This window comes from Paenibacillus sp. MABNR03, from assembly GCF_050455445.1.
GTDB classification, from domain to species: Bacteria; Bacillota; Bacilli; order Paenibacillales; family Paenibacillaceae; genus Paenibacillus; species Paenibacillus xylanilyticus.
This window is the reverse complement of record NZ_JBCIYR010000003.1, coordinates 448,268-463,318: the sequence shown is the minus strand read 5'-3', so window position 1 is coordinate 463,318 and position 15,051 is coordinate 448,268. Positions and strand designations below refer to the sequence as shown.

General features: G+C 47.8%; 16 protein-coding genes. All 16 read right to left on the bottom strand.

The features are described 5' to 3' along the window. Window positions 1-156: 156 nt before the first annotated feature. Entirely contained in the window at window positions 157-2,235 is a 2,079-nt protein-coding gene (gene glyS, locus AAIH57_RS17240) for a glycine--tRNA ligase subunit beta (protein WP_175397499.1), read from the bottom strand. Next, on the bottom strand, window positions 2,228-3,115 hold the full coding sequence (gene glyQ / locus AAIH57_RS17235; RefSeq protein WP_347384018.1) for a glycine--tRNA ligase subunit alpha: 888 nt from the start codon (window positions 3,113-3,115) through the stop codon (window positions 2,228-2,230). Before glyQ ends, glyS begins: the two co-directional genes overlap by 8 nt. A 220-nt stretch (window positions 3,116-3,335) precedes the next feature. Continuing rightward, the gene (locus AAIH57_RS17230) at window positions 3,336-3,464 is read right to left on the bottom strand and encodes a hypothetical protein (RefSeq protein ID WP_281366149.1); all 129 of its coding nucleotides are present in this window, start codon (window positions 3,462-3,464) and stop codon (window positions 3,336-3,338) included. A gap of 161 nt (window positions 3,465-3,625) precedes the next feature. Beyond that, window positions 3,626-4,378, bottom strand: coding sequence for a DNA repair protein RecO (gene recO, locus AAIH57_RS17225; protein ID WP_175397497.1), 753 nt, complete (start codon window positions 4,376-4,378; stop codon window positions 3,626-3,628). Between the two features lie 33 nt (window positions 4,379-4,411). Then, window positions 4,412-4,552: a YqzL family protein gene (locus tag AAIH57_RS17220; protein ID WP_175397496.1), complete on the bottom strand. Its 141-nt coding sequence runs from the start codon at window positions 4,550-4,552 to the stop codon at window positions 4,412-4,414. A gap of 100 nt (window positions 4,553-4,652) precedes the next feature. Further along, the gene (era, locus tag AAIH57_RS17215) at window positions 4,653-5,552 is read right to left on the bottom strand and encodes a GTPase Era (RefSeq protein ID WP_175397495.1); all 900 of its coding nucleotides are present in this window, start codon (window positions 5,550-5,552) and stop codon (window positions 4,653-4,655) included. A gap of 34 nt (window positions 5,553-5,586) precedes the next feature. Next, on the bottom strand, window positions 5,587-6,000 hold the full coding sequence (gene cdd / locus AAIH57_RS17210; protein WP_430022500.1) for a cytidine deaminase: 414 nt from the start codon (window positions 5,998-6,000) through the stop codon (window positions 5,587-5,589). Window positions 6,001-6,044: 44 nt separating this feature from the next. Continuing rightward, window positions 6,045-6,416, bottom strand: a complete 372-nt coding sequence (locus tag AAIH57_RS17205; protein ID WP_175397493.1) for a diacylglycerol kinase family protein — start codon at window positions 6,414-6,416, stop codon at window positions 6,045-6,047. Further along, window positions 6,416-6,913 carry an rRNA maturation RNase YbeY gene (gene ybeY, locus AAIH57_RS17200; protein WP_430022499.1) on the bottom strand — a complete coding sequence of 166 codons (498 nt, stop codon included), beginning with the start codon at window positions 6,911-6,913 and terminating at the stop codon, window positions 6,416-6,418. Before ybeY ends, AAIH57_RS17205 begins: the two co-directional genes overlap by 1 nt. 34 nt (window positions 6,914-6,947) lie before the next feature. Next, a complete protein-coding gene (locus AAIH57_RS17195; RefSeq protein ID WP_430022498.1) occupies window positions 6,948-9,197 on the bottom strand; it encodes an HD family phosphohydrolase in 2,250 nt (749 codons plus the stop codon). A 15-nt stretch (window positions 9,198-9,212) separates the two neighbouring features. Continuing rightward, entirely contained in the window at window positions 9,213-10,184 is a 972-nt protein-coding gene (locus tag AAIH57_RS17190; RefSeq protein ID WP_175397490.1) for a PhoH family protein, read from the bottom strand. A 6-nt stretch (window positions 10,185-10,190) separates the two neighbouring features. Beyond that, window positions 10,191-11,384, bottom strand: a complete 1,194-nt coding sequence (yqfD, locus tag AAIH57_RS17185; protein WP_430022497.1) for a sporulation protein YqfD — start codon at window positions 11,382-11,384, stop codon at window positions 10,191-10,193. Continuing rightward, on the bottom strand, window positions 11,381-11,674 hold the full coding sequence (gene yqfC / locus AAIH57_RS17180) for a sporulation protein YqfC (RefSeq protein WP_175397488.1): 294 nt from the start codon (window positions 11,672-11,674) through the stop codon (window positions 11,381-11,383). The genes yqfD and yqfC overlap by 4 nt, the downstream gene beginning before the upstream one ends. A 178-nt stretch (window positions 11,675-11,852) precedes the next feature. Further along, window positions 11,853-12,452 (bottom strand): hypothetical protein, encoded by a 600-nt coding sequence (locus AAIH57_RS17175; protein ID WP_175397487.1) that lies wholly within the window; start codon window positions 12,450-12,452, stop codon window positions 11,853-11,855. A 13-nt stretch (window positions 12,453-12,465) separates the two neighbouring features. Then, complete coding sequence (floA, locus tag AAIH57_RS17170) at window positions 12,466-13,473, bottom strand: flotillin-like protein FloA (RefSeq protein ID WP_175397486.1); 1,008 nt, start codon at window positions 13,471-13,473, stop codon at window positions 12,466-12,468. A gap of 162 nt (window positions 13,474-13,635) precedes the next feature. Continuing rightward, window positions 13,636-14,976, bottom strand: a complete 1,341-nt coding sequence (locus tag AAIH57_RS17165; protein ID WP_430022713.1) for an NfeD family protein — start codon at window positions 14,974-14,976, stop codon at window positions 13,636-13,638. Between the last annotated feature and the right edge of the window lie 75 nt (window positions 14,977-15,051).

Here is a 15,051-nt window from a genome sequence, read left to right as displayed (position 1 = left end):
AATTCCTTCTGACCAGTCAAGGTAAATCAAAGGCTAAAATACGGAACGGCTGTTAAAAATAAAACTCACAACCCGTTCCGTATATTTATACCCTCATATATCCTTCTTTAATACTGAATTTTATGCGTACCCTCTAACCCGATTGGGACGGGGTTATTATACTACCACCAATTTGGAGAAATCGGCAAATCCTTTCAAGTCACGGTCGATGGCTGCAAGCAGAGCCAGACGGTTTGCACGTACAGCCTCATCTTCGGCCATTACCATCACGGAATCAAAGAATGCCGTAATAGCGTCCTTCCAAGCCGAGGCAATCGCCAGCGCTTCAGCAGCATCGTGCTGGGAAAGTGCATTGCGATACTCCTCATTGGTTCTGCTCCATGCCTCATGCAACTGCCGCTCTCCCTCTTCGGTGAACAGTTCAGGATGCACAGAAGAATTGGAAGCTTTGGCAGCAAGGTTGCCAACACGATTGAAGGACTCGACTGTCGTTTTAAACGCGTCTCCGGTTTGAACAGCCGCCATCAGAGCTTCACCTTTCGGTACGATTGCACTAATATCATCGAATCCGGCAGAAATCACCGCATCAACGACATCATAGCGAACCGTCTCGGACAACAGTTTTTTCACACGAAGTCCGAAGAAGTCCTGCAAATCTTTACGAACCTCTTCGTCCGCACGTTTCAACAGATTCATCTGAGCATGTACCTGAAGCGCAACACCGAACACATCGGACAAGGTCAGCGGAAGATTGTGATCCAGCAAAATTTGTACAATGCCTGCCGCCTGACGACGCAGTGCGTAAGGATCCTGAGATCCGGTTGGGATGATATTGATGGAGAAACAGCCTACAATGGTATCCATCTTGTCGGCAGCACTCACGATAGCACCTTCAAGCGAAGCAGGAGATTGATCCCCGGCAAAACGCGGTTGGTAGTGTTCAAATACCGCTTTGGCCACTTCTTCCTTTTCGCCTGCCTTGCGGGCATAATCCTCACCCATAACACCTTGCAGCTCAGGGAATTCACCCACCATCAGTGTAACCAGGTCAAATTTGCAGATATCTGCGGAACGACTCACCGATTCGGCAACATCCGCAGAAACTTGCAGCTTGGCTGCGAGACCATCCGCAATTTTGCGAATGCGGCGAACTTTATCTCCCACTGTACCCAGTTCTTCCTGGAAGACGATGCTCTCCAGTTTGGACAATGCGTCCTTAATCTCCAGCTTCTGGTCCTCCTCGTAGAAGAACTTGGCATCGGACAGACGTGCACGCAGCACTTTTTCGTTACCTTTGGCAATCACATCAAGCGAATCACTGCCACCGTTTCGAACCGTTACAAAGTAAGGCAGCAATTGTCCCTCACTATCCAGGACAGGGAAATAACGCTGATGCTCACGCATCGAAGTAATCAATACTTCCTGAGGGATATTCAAGAAAGAAGGATCAAATGTTCCGAACAATACGGTTGGTGTTTCCACGAGGAACAGTACTTCCTCCAGCAAATCTTCCTTAATCGCGATATCCCATTTCTTCTCAGCAGCAAGTGCCTGAATTTGGGATACAATCATCTGCTCCCGTTCCTGGATATCTGCGATAACATGTTCGGAACGCAGCACTTCAACATAAGAGGCAGGATTAGAGATCACGGTCTCTTTGCCGAGAAAACGATGTCCACGAGTAACGTTGCCAGATTTCACTCCTGCAACTTCAATCTCGATGACCTCACTGCCGAGCAGAGCGACAATCCAGCGAATCGGGCGCACAAATTTGAAATCATAGGAAGCCCAGCGCATGAATTTTGGGAATGTCATCGCGTGCAATATAGACAGCAGGCCTTCACCAATCACGGATGAAGTCTCCACACCTTTGCTGCTCTTCGTCGCATAGATATATTCAACACCGCTCAGTTCCTTGAACGTAAATTGATCCGGTTCAACTCCTTGACTGCGGGCAAATCCCAGTGCTGCTTTGCTCCAGTTACCGCTGTCATCGAGTGCAATTTTACGGGATGGGCCTTTTACTTCTTCCTCCACATCCTCCTGCTTCTCGGCAACATCCTGAATCAAAACAGCCAATCGACGCGGTGTAGCGTAAGCATTTACCTCACCGTGTGTTATGCGGGATGCATCCAGCCATTTCACGATACGATCCTGCAGCTGTTCAATCGCTGCGCGCATGAAGCGTGCAGGAACTTCTTCCAGACCAATTTCAAACAACAGATCCTTAGACATGCTCGGCTCCCCCTTTCTTGATCAGCGGGAAGCCAAGCTTCTCACGCTCTTCCACATATGTTGCAGCCACTTGCCGTGCCAGATTGCGGACACGGGTAATGTAACCGGTACGTTCCGTTACACTGATTGCTCCACGTGCGTCCAGCAGGTTGAAGGTATGGGAACATTTCAGCACATAGTCATATGCCGGGAATACCAAATGCTGTGCCATAGCTTTGTTGGCTTCTTCTTCATGCATGTTGAAGAGGGTAAACAGCATTTTCACATCAGATACTTCAAACGTATATTTGGAGTGTTCGAATTCAGGCTGAAGGAATACATCACCATAGGTGATTCCCTCTACCCATTCCAGTTCAAACACATTTTCTTTTTCCTGAATGTAAGAAGCAAGACGCTCCATACCATACGTAATTTCAACGGCTACCGGATTCGTCTCAATTCCACCGACTTGCTGGAAATATGTAAATTGCGTGATTTCCATACCATCCAGCCAGACTTCCCAGCCCAGACCAGCGCAGCCAAGAGAAGGATTCTCCCAGTTATCTTCAACAAAACGGATATCATGCTTCAGTGGATCAATTCCCAGGCGTTTCAGACTTTCCAGGTAAATTTCCTGAATGTTGTCCGGTGAAGGCTTGATAATGACTTGGAACTGATGATGCTGATACAGACGGTTCGGATTCTCTCCGTAACGTCCATCCGAAGGACGACGTGAAGGCTCTACATAAGCGACTTTCCAAGGTTCTGGTCCAAGCGAACGCAAAAAGGTCATTGGGTTCATCGTACCTGCCCCTTTTTCCGTATCATAAGGCTGAACAATAATACAGTTATGCTCGGCCCAGAATTGCTGCAGCGTTAGAATCATCTGCTGAAAATTCATAATCATGCTCCTTTTCAATGGGATTGTTTGGCAAGCCTAGAACGCTTCGAATAGCACAAGATCAATCGAAGCCAGATGTTGGATGGACAAAGCTACGTTTTGCGAGGGTTATAAGATTAAGGCCTTGTTCTCCAGGGAAAACAATTCCAAAATACAAAAAACCCTCGCCCTACGCCTGTTGTCCAGACGTAGGGACGAGAGCTATTCCCGCGGTTCCACCCTACTTGGCTTGTGTACAAAACAGGATAATCTGTTCACACAAGCCCACTTTTCCGTGTCCATTCATGCTCCCGAGTGCCGTTTCACAGACCGATTCATCCCGGCTTTCACCATCCCAGGCTCGCTTCAATCACCGTACTCAAGGCCATGTGGCCTCCCCTACGAAGAACATTAAATCAAGTCTCCTACTATCTCGTTCAATGCATGTCTCCAAAAAGAGAAATTATAATCCATATTAAATAAAAAAGAGTGCAAAGTCAAGATAATTTATGATCCTCCAAAAATAACTCGTTAAATCCCGTACTTCTCCATCTGATCAAGAAAAGAACGGGTTTTTAAATTGAGACCGAGCTGATGATCCATGAAGGCTCTCATAATCTTCTTCATTTCATCTCTTGTGCTCTCGCTGACTGATATGTTGCCCAATCGCTGCAAGTCCAGCTGTGCAAACAATCGCAGTAATCTCAGAGCTTTGGGACTTACAGACAAAGCCGGCGGGTCAAAGTGTTTACAAGCTCTGCAGAGAACCCCACCCAACCTTGGGCTAACAAATAACTGCTCATCCGGTCGCTCCTGACCACATGATATGCATTCATCAAGTGACGGGCCGTAGCCCGCCGCCTGTAATATTTTCATCTCATAAAGACTAGTTATGACGGTCGGATCCTTCTCTTCCTTTAACGCTTGGAGACAAGCCTTTAACTGTTTGAACCAGAATGCTCCTGTCTCCTCATCCTGCAGAACCCGGTCCAGCAGTTCACACGCGTAGGATGCAAAAGCGGCTTTGACCAGATCTTCCCGCAGCTCATGATACGACTCGATGATTTCGCCCGCATTCAGTGTTCCGAGGCCCGTGTTTCGAAAATAAACATATTGGCCATACGTAAACGGCTGCACTAGTGCAGCATGTCGGCTTTTGGGCTTTTTGGCACCACGGACGAGCACACCTACTTTTCCACCGCTTTCGGTGCAAAGCGTAATAATTTTGTTTCCCTCGCCGTAGTCCATGCTGCGGATGACAATCCCTTCCACCCTGTATAGCATGCCTCGTCACCTAACCATTCCCGAATCAGCCAATTAACCTTCGGCTTCTTCATCTTCTATCACTTCCCCTGCAGTATCAGACTCCTGACCTGTTGAGGCACAAGCCTCGGTATATAACAAATAGGACTCCACATCCCCCGTCATTGCAAAAACCTTCCACGAAAAATCTCGCATCAGAATTTCATCCTCTCATTAGAAATGACGTCTGCATCTACCAGTAGGATGGAGTCTTGCAAGGTAAACTATGTGTTGCAATTAATGGATACTGAATTGTTTATTCGCGACCGAAGCCTAAATCACGCAGCACGCGATCCTGATTTCTCCAGTCCTTCTTCACCTTAACCCATAGGTCCATGAAGATTTTTGAACCCAACAGGTTTTGAATATCCGTTCGGGCTCGCTTGCCTACCTCTTTCAATAGAGCTCCCTGCTTGCCGATAATGATCCCTTTTTGCGAATCTCGTTCGACAAAAATAACTGCCGAAATGTACACTACCCCGTTGTCCTGAACCTTCATATCCTCAATGGTTACAGCAATGGAGTGTGGAACCTCTTCCCGGGTCATTTGCAGAATTTTCTCCCGTATCAGCTCCGCACAAACGAACTGTTCCGGGTGGTCGGTAATTTGATCTTCCGGATAGTACTGCGGCCCTTCCGGTAAGTAATTGCCAAGCTGTTCCAACAATGTACTCACATTGCTGCCAAGCTTAGCGGAGACGGGCACGATCTCAGCAAAATCATGCAGCTTGCGATACTCCTCAATAAGCGGCAGCAGCGCCTCCGGTTCGATTTTGTCAATCTTATTCATGACCAGAATGACAGGTGTTCTTATATTTTTAAGCTGTTCAGCGATGTAACGATCTCCACCGCCCATTCCCTCGGAAGCGTCAATCAGGAACAAGGCAGCTTCCACTTCACCGAGTGTATTCAGAGCAGTCTGATTCATGTAGTCGCCGAGCTTCGATTGACGTTTATGAATCCCTGGTGTATCCAGAAAGACAATTTGTTTATCTTCGGAGGTGTACACCCCATGTATTTTGTTTCGAGTGGTTTGCGGCTTGTCCGACATAATAGCTATCTTTTGTCCAATGACCTGATTCATCAAGGTTGATTTACCAACATTGGGACGTCCAACAATGGCTACAAAGCCGGATTTAAATGCTTGTTTTTTCATATGGTCCTCCTCAGGCGCCTAGGCCTGGAATGTATTATTTTTTAGCAAAGTCCAGATCCGACGGACCAAAAGCCCACGGCAGCAGCTGGGCAACCGTAGTCTCCTGCAGATCACCCTTCAGGTTGCCCATAATGACTTTCATATCCGGTTCACACAACTCAATCATGACCTGACGACACACACCACATGGAGCAATCGGGCCTTCTGTATCCCCGACCACAGCAATCGCCTTAAAGCTGCGGGGCTGATGCCCGCCTGCGATCGCACTGAAAAGAGCTGTTCGTTCAGCACAGTTGCTCGGTGTATATGCAGCATTCTCAATGTTGCATCCGTGATGCACATTGCCCTCACTGTCCAGCAGTGCTGCTCCTACGCCAAAGTGGGAATAAGGTGTATACGCTTTTTCACGTGCCTTGATGGCTTCTTGCATGAGCAGTTTGTTATCCATAATCCAATCTCTCCCTCAGGTTAAATCTGAAATTAAACTTGCATTTATAGCAAACCGAGCCAGTTCAACACCGGTTTGCCGAAAACCATACATCCGATGACTACGGCGAACACCGCAGCCAGCAAAACTGCACCAGCCGCGGTGTCTTTCGCCGCTTTTGCAAGCGGATGAATATGCGGATGTGCCAGATCCACTGCTGCCTCAACGGCAGTGTTCATTAATTCGGTCACCATTACCAAAAAGATGGCTGTAAGTAAAAACATCCAGTCTGTTCTGGAAATTCCGAAGATAAATCCGGCCGAACACATGATGACGGCTACTCCCGAATGAACCCTAACATTTCGCTGTGTCCGAAAACCGTATACGATTCCTTCTGCCGCATTGCGGAACACCAGACTCCAGGAGCGCCCTTTCATTATCGTGTCAACCCTGCCTGGGCCAGTACAGCTTCTTGTTTGCCCATCATTTCAGCTTCACTTGCTTCGTCCTGATGGTCGTATCCGAGCAGGTGCAGGAAACCGTGCACAAACAGGAAACCAAGCTCACGTTCAAATGAATGCCCATATTCCTCACTTTGCAGGATGGTGCGAGGAACGGAAATAATGATGTCACCGAGAACATCAGGCATCTCTTCCATCTCTTCATCCTCATCCAGTTCATAGATGATATCCAGTTCCTCGTCCATCGTCTCATTCATCGCAAATGACAACACGTCTGTCGGACGATCGATTCCGCGGTAATCACGGTTCAGCTCATGAATCTGTGCATCATCCACAAATGTCAGGGCAACCTCCCCATCCGCAACGCCCTCTGCTTGCCCGGCAAGGTTCAGCAGCTGCTCCAGCATTGCAATCATCGGCTCCGTAATTTCTTTATCCTGTTGTTCATTATTCCATGCCAGGTTAAGACTCATTCTTTCATAACTCCTGTCTGCTCATAATAGTAAGTCAACCCGCTTCAGGTGAAGTCGGTTTCGGTTTCTTGATCTCTTCCGGGTATTCAATTCGGGAGTGGAAAATACCCATTACCGTTTCTTTCAGCGTCTTAGCTACGATGTCCAGCTCACGCATCGTCAGATCACAGTCGTTGAACTGATGATCATCGAGACGCCCCTTGATAATTTTCTCAATCATGGACTCCACTTGCTCCACTGTCGGTTTGCGCAAAGATCTCACAGCAGCCTCCACGCTGTCGGCAATGCCAACAATAGCAGATTCCTTGGACTGAGCCTTCGGCCCAGGATAACGGAAATCCTCTTCGGTGAAATCAGGCTCAACGCCTGCTTCTTCCGCTTGGCGCAGTGCTTTGTGATAGAAGTAATGGAGGAAGGTCGTACCGTGATGCTGCTCTGCGATATCCCGAATTGGTTTTGGCAGCTTGTAATCCTTCTGCATCTCCACACCATCCCGTGCGTGTGCAACGATAATCGATTTGCTCAGCTTGGGATCTATGGAATCATGCGGATTCTCCATATTGTTCTGATTTTCAATAAAATATATCGGTCGCTTGGTCTTGCCAATATCATGATAATACGAACCTACTCGGCAGAGCAGACCATTTGCCCCTATAGCTTCCGCTGCGGCTTCAGACAAGTTTCCTACCATCACACTGTGATGATAAGTGCCCGGCGTTTCTGTCAGCAGTTTGCGCAATAACGGATGGTTCGGATTTGACAGCTCAACCAGCTTCAATGCCGACAAAATACCAAACGATGTCTCGAAAAACGGCATAAGCCCGATAACGAGGATCGCCGTTAATACACCGCCTGCAAACGCAAATCCGACGCCGTACAACGTAGTTGTCCGGTTCCAGTCACCTGTGTCGATCAATGACAGTGTAAACACGGCAATGGAACCAAACAGGCAGACCATAATGGCACCTTTTAAAATGGTGGATCGCTGACTTGCCCGGTATGTCGCGAATATGGCAACAAAAGATACCAGCACCGCGAAGAAACCGAGTTCAAAATCAAAAATCTGACCCTGGTGTGTATTTAAGATGATGCTTGACAGCATGCCAATAATGATTGAACAAACAAAAGCAAGTGATGTATCCAGCAGTAAAGCAATTAACATTGCTCCAACCGCGACCGGTGCAAGGAAGCCCACGTAAGACCTGTCGGCCGTCTGGATGAATGCTGTTACATGCATAACCACGATCGTAATAATGAAGATAAGTACAAGCATCAGCAATTGTGCATTGTTATATTTGAAATGCGTTCCGCTGTATTGCTGAATATACATCAGAATTGCTGCCGACAACAGACAAGACAGCATGAGCAGCCCCAGCTGGGGCCAGTAGTTCACTTCGTTCTTCAGCAAATCATTCTCATCAAGCAGCGTATAAATCTCGGGAGTGATCGTTTCACCTTTGGCTACCAATGTTTCCCCCTGCTTGATATAGACCGTTTGTGTATTCTCACGGGCCTGCACCTTGGCTTCCTTCGTACCCTCTTCATCATAGAAGCGGTTGGATGTCACCACAAGACGAGCAAGCTCCTGAACCACCTCACGCTGTGTACGCTTGCTTAGAGAGCTTACACTCACCATCTCTGCCACTTTTGCTCGTGCCGTTGTAGCATCGCTGATCTGATCCGTCATTAGCCTGGAGACAATATCCCGGGCAACGGGCTTCATCTCCTGGATATCTTCGGAGGTCAGACGTGAAATCTTGATATAGGTTTCTTCCGGGATCCGGTAACTTTGCTCCTGCACCACGTTTCTGATTTCTTCCAAAAGAGTTTCGGAGTATGTACCCGCTTTCCGATTGTTGTTAATAAAGTTGGACACAAAGTCCTTCTGGCGCTGCGGAATCTCATCACGATAGATGTCAATCTTGTCCTGACTGGAAATCTGATCATCCTGATTCAGCCGATCAATACGATCCAGCAGAGTGGTCATCAAATTTTCGTTTCGCAGCTGCACAATCTGAAAGATCGGCTGTACACGTTCAGCGGCTTCTTCCTGCGCTTTCAGTGTAGCCTTCGTATTTGGAATCTGCATCGGCGCAGCAATATCCACTTCACTTCGTGTGCCTTCCTGAATATCATACCGCTCGGGGAGCAGCTTGGAAGCCAGACTCACGTAGAAGAGAATCACCAGAAACAAAAACAGAAGATAGCGTGCCCACACGCTATACTTCCATCCTGTAGCTCTATTCTGAAAAGATTTGCCTTTTGACAGTTCCTTCGAGGTCACCTTAGACAATCCCTTCTATTCTTGATTTTCTGCGGCGTGGTTGTATGCAACGATAATTTTTTGGACGAGGGAATGCCGTACAACATCTTGCTCGGCAAAGTAGACAAATCCAATCTCTTCAACTTCACTGAGTATCGTTTTCGCTTCCACAAGCCCTGACTTTTTGCCGCGAGGTAAATCAATTTGTGTCACGTCTCCGGTGATGACCATTTTGGAGCCAAAACCAAGACGGGTCAAAAACATTTTCATCTGTTCAGGTGTCGTATTCTGAGCTTCATCCAAAATGATGAATGAGTCATCAAGTGTACGTCCCCTCATATATGCCAGTGGCGCTATTTCAATCAAACCGCGCTCCAGTGCCTTGGCCGTCTGCTCCTGCCCCATTACATCGTACAAGGCATCATACAAAGGCCGCAAATAAGGATCAACCTTTTCCTGAAGATCTCCAGGCAGGAAACCAAGGCTCTCACCCGCTTCAACAGCAGGCCTTGTAAGCACAATGCGTTTGACGCTTCCTTCCTTGAGTGCGGCAACCGCCAGCACAACAGCCAGGTAGGTTTTACCTGTACCGGCAGGACCGATCCCGAATACGACGTCGCGTTTCTTAATGGTCGTTACATAGTGTTTCTGTCCAATGGTTTTGACACGGATCGGTTTGCCCCGGTAGGTCGTCGTAATCTCACCCTTGAACAGGTCGAGAAGCTGGTCTGCACGCAGATCCTTCGCCAGTTCAATCGCATAGCTGACGTCCCTTTCGGTTAACACATATCCATTACGTACCAATTGCAGTAACACATCGAATAATTGTTCAAGCGATTCCACATGCTTCGTGCTGCCATGAATGACAATCTCCGCTTCACGAGAAGCGATCTGTGCAGGAATCTCGGATTCAATCAGTTTCAGAAAAATATCTTGGGGTCCAAAAAGAGATTGACCCTCTCCCGCACTCTGGAGGGAGATTCGTATGCTGCGTGTTTGCTCTGACAAATAGCCTCATTCTCCTTGACTATGGACTAGCGGAAGTTCTTCCGCAATGCTTTCTTCCACTTCAAATAATACTTTCATATAAACTTTACCATTCTCTTTCTTCTCATGCAAAATTTTTTCACTTAAAATTTTTGTTCCCTTGCCATTTTTGGCGATTATATCGTTTCTGGCGCCCTCTAGTCCTTTCGTTCTGGCCCATTCCACCGTCTGCTGCTCTTCCTGTTCCCTGGTCTCCATATCGGTCTCGGTTATCCATCCCATAGGAAGCGTGAAGGAACGCCACGTCAGCGGCTTATGGTCACTTGCCGTATTGAAGGAACTGAACGGAGTCTTGCCATATCCCCAGAGCTGCACAGCCCAATTGCCAAGCACAATATAGAAACGTTCCTTACTCTCTCCTGTCATCGTGTTATGTTTCTGAACCAGAGGGACTTCCACCTCATATTCACGCCATACGAGCCCGCGAACCTCGCCTTTGGCTACTACATTCTCCGTATTCTCTTCATCCCCCAAAATACCCGATATCAATACCTGCCCTTTCTTGACGCGCATGTCCTTCTGTACAACCGGACGTCCCTGTTCTGCGTAGATTTGGGTAACGACCGCATCCGACTTGCTCACCAAGTGTCTGGGATTCAACAGCGGCTCACGCTGGGGCTGTGCAGATTCCACGACCTGAATGGTAATGGTTGTCCCCTCTTTGCTCACACCAATCCAGGTTACATCCGGTAGTGCCAATGCCAGCTGCCTGGAGAGCTTGTCCTGACTTTGCAGCCGAAAACCCCATTGAAAAGGGTAGATCCCTTCTTTTTTAGCAGCAGCAAGCACCACATCGGTCGGAATTTTCACATTTCCTTTCACTTCCACATTCCAAATCATCGATGATAGTGCAAACATCGCAATGACGAACAACACCATGCCCCCGAGGAAGAACTTTCTTTTGAGTAATCGGGCCATAAAAAAAGGAATCCCGCTTCGATGCGTCACTTTCACCCTGCAGCCTGTCCGTTTCAACAAAGGACGCAGCCTAAAAAAGTGCGGCAGCAGAATGTTCATTTCTGCCTTGCGTCCATCATGGGCACGCAGGTTCCACACTTCCAGTCCCTGCTCTGCCACCATGTTGATCAGCGTTTCGATGTCCCCCCCAGTGACCGTGATTCGGACTGCACCTCGCAGTTTGTACAGACTGGGCTGTTTCATCCGTTCCCCTCCGCTCCATTCATATGTATATCCAGAATCGTTCCTTCAACCGCCACTTCATCCGGCAAAATATTACGAATCATCAAATCGGCCCCTTTAATTTCTAATTGTCCTTGAGATAACGCCAGAACAATGCGATTCGGCGTAAAATGGATCACACCGCGATGATTTTCTATATACAATTGTTTGCTGCCGATCAGGGTTAACCGTGGCATATCATAAAGCACATCCTGCGGCAAATCCAGCACCTCACTGGTCCATCTGCGCAGCTTGCGGCTGATCCGGGTCATACGAAGGTCTTCCCCCTTCCTCTACAGTTCAACTTATGCGGTGAGACATGATTTTATGAAAACTACGGCTTGTGTTAGATCATTAATTCTAAAAAAAAGAGGACACAGCAAAAAGCCGTCTCTGGCATGTTGCTCACCAGAAACGGCTCTTACCTGTTTATTTCATATTAAATCCTTATTACAACTTGCCCCTCGAACCAAAAGGCTGTTTCGAACGCGGAGGACCCAACACTTCAGCCCACAACACACCGCTCCGGATATCTTCTTTGCGTAAAAGCGACTGTCCCGATTCACCAATTGAGGGTTCATCCCAACTGGTATCTGACACAACAGGTGCTTTAGCAGAAGAAAAGCGATTCAACCTCTTCTGAATCAATTGCTGTTGTTTTTCCATTTCTTTCATTTGTTGTTCGAGTGAGCTTTCCATCCCGCCGATTAAGTTTTTTCCACTAAAATCGTCTCCTTGGCGGGATGATGCCGCAGGATCAGGATACGGATGATCATATCGATCATCGTACTGGTCGTCCTCATACCGATCATTGTCGTCATAAGAATCATCATAACGGGTATCACCGGCAGATTGCTGAGTCGCTGTTTGTGACGGAGAGCGGTCATTTCGGTCTACTTCTCCGCTTCCTCCGAAAGTAGGCATTCCGTTATTGGGACGCCTCTTGTTTGGATCAGCCGATTTGGCTGCTTTTCCAAGGAAGGAAAAGAGCGCAAAACCCACGACTGCCACAATATACAGGTTATCAAAAATCCATTCAAATAGGCCCATGTTTACTCACCGCCTATCTTTCGTTTTTGGAATCACCCTGATTATTGGAGTTACCTTCACCAGGTTTTCCTAATGAGTTACGCATTTGCGTGTCTGCTTCAATATTTTTCAGGTTCATATAATCCATTACGCCAATTTTACCGCTCCGCAAAGCTTCTGCCATTGCGAGTGGCACTTCGGATTCAGATTCAACCACACGCGCTCTCATTTCTACTACGCGCGCTTTCATCTCTTGCTCTTGGGCGACAGCCATCGCGCGGCGTTCTTCGGCTTTTGCCTGTGCAATACGTTTATCAGCCTCAGCCTGCTCGGTTTGCAGGAAGGCACCAATGTTTTTACCTACATCCACGTCTGCAATATCAATGGACAAAATCTCAAAAGCAGTCCCTGAATCCAGACCTTTAGACAATACGGTACGGGAGATCAGATCCGGGTTTTCCAGTACTTCTTTATGGGAGTCCGCAGAACCGTTGGTACTTACAATCCCTTCACCGACACGGGCAATAATGGTCTCTTCACCAGCACCACCGACGAGTCGGTCAATGTTTGCACGAACTGTAATTCTGGCTCTTACATTGACTTCAATACCATCTTTGGCTACTGCAGATACAACTGGAGTTTCAATGACACGCGGATTGACACTCATCTGTACAGCCTGCAAAACATCTCGGCCCGCAAGGTCGATCGCAGCAGCACGCTCAAATTCGAGTGGAATGTTTGCACGCTGTGCGGCAATCAAAGCGTTGACAACGCGGTCCACGTTACCACCGGCAAGAAAATGGCTTTCCAGTTGGTTCATAGAGATTTGAAGACCGGCTTTGGTTGCTTTAATCATTGGATTTACGATTCGGCTAGGTGTTACACGTCTCAGTCGCATCGCTACCAGTGTAATAATTCCAACACGCACACCGGAAGCAATAGCCGAGATCCATAGCATTACTGGGAAAAAGCTGAAGAATACGCTCAATACGATAATGGCAACTACCGCAACGAGCAAAACCGTAATCAAGGTTGGTTCCATAGACAAAACTCCTCCATTGCACTTTAATTTTGTGAAAATTCATCATAACAGATATCAAATATTACGCTGCTAATATTAGAAAAACACCATTCGGCAAGCAGCACTGCCATATGGTTATGTACACTGCCGAAGCCCACTCAGAACTCCGGCAAAGCAAGCGGTTTACACCGGCAAAGCTTGCTGGACCACAATCCGGGTGCCTTCGGCTTTAACCACAATAATCGGTGTATCAACTGGAATAAAGTCTCCGTCCGAAACCACATCAATCCGTTCCCCATTAAACATTGCTGTTCCAGATGGACGAAGCGGAGTCAGGCTGATCCCTTGAAGACCAATCAGTTCTTTACGTTCTGTCGCAGATGAATAACCTCGATCAGCAGACAATTTGTCACTCAGTATAAATCGATTCCATATGCCTCTGTCCTTAAACAGAATCACCACGATGGCTATAACCACTAGCGCTGCTCCGAAAGCAATGCCCAGTGATACAAATGCATCACTTGTGTCATATGCGGCACGCACGACACCCGCCACAAGCGCGATGGATCCCAGAATCCCCAAAATTCCCATGCTTGGAATAAACATCTCCAAGATCATCATGATGAGCCCAACAGTAAAGAGCACCCAGGTCTCTGCTCCAGCAAAACCGGCAATGTAGTTCCCGGAGAAGTAGAGAATAAAGCAGACGATACCCACAATACCAGGCACTCCAAATCCAGGTACGATCAATTCAATGACCACACCCGCAATCCCCAGAAACAGAAGTACAGTCATGACAACCGGGTTGGTCAGAAAAGAAGATATATTCTCTGCTGCAGTGCGCTCTACAGTGAATACATCATCCTGATTGTAACCCAGCCAGGCTGCCGCTTCTTCCGGAGTTTTGCTGATATGGTCCGCATATCCCACTTTCAGCGCTTCCTCGGCAGACAAAGCAATAATTTCACCCTTCTGCTTCGTTTTATTGATCTCCGGCATCTCCACTACCATGTTGACATCAGTCATTCCCGCTGCAATATTGCCGTCACGACCGCCTTGTTCCGCCGCTCCCTGCATTTTGCTCTTCCAGAATGCAACCAGCTTCGGATCATCGACATGTTTGCCTGTGCTGTCTACCATCGCTGCCGCACCAATCATGCTGCCTGGCGACATTACGATCTTATCTGCATTTAAGGCCAGAAAACTCCCAGCCGAAGCAGCGTCTCCACGGACAAAAGCAACGGTCTGAACAGGGCTTTCCTTAATCAGGTTACCCAGTTCTTCTGCCGTGTCGACACGTCCTCCCGGCGTATTGATATCGAGAACAATCAGGCCAGCGTTCATCGCTTCCGCTTCCTTGAAGCCACGCTCCATGAACTTGCCTAAACCCTGCTCGATTGGTTTATCAACCGGAATAATATATACGGCGCCGCTCTTTTCAGCTGCATGTGCAGACGGCGATCCAATCAAGACAGGAAGCAGCAGCGTCAGCAGCATCATGAGCAACAATGGCCCCGCAAGCATCTTCCGGCGCTTTCCCTTCACAATAATCCCCCCTTTTCCATTATTGTTATACTGTCCAGCTTATGGTATTTATTA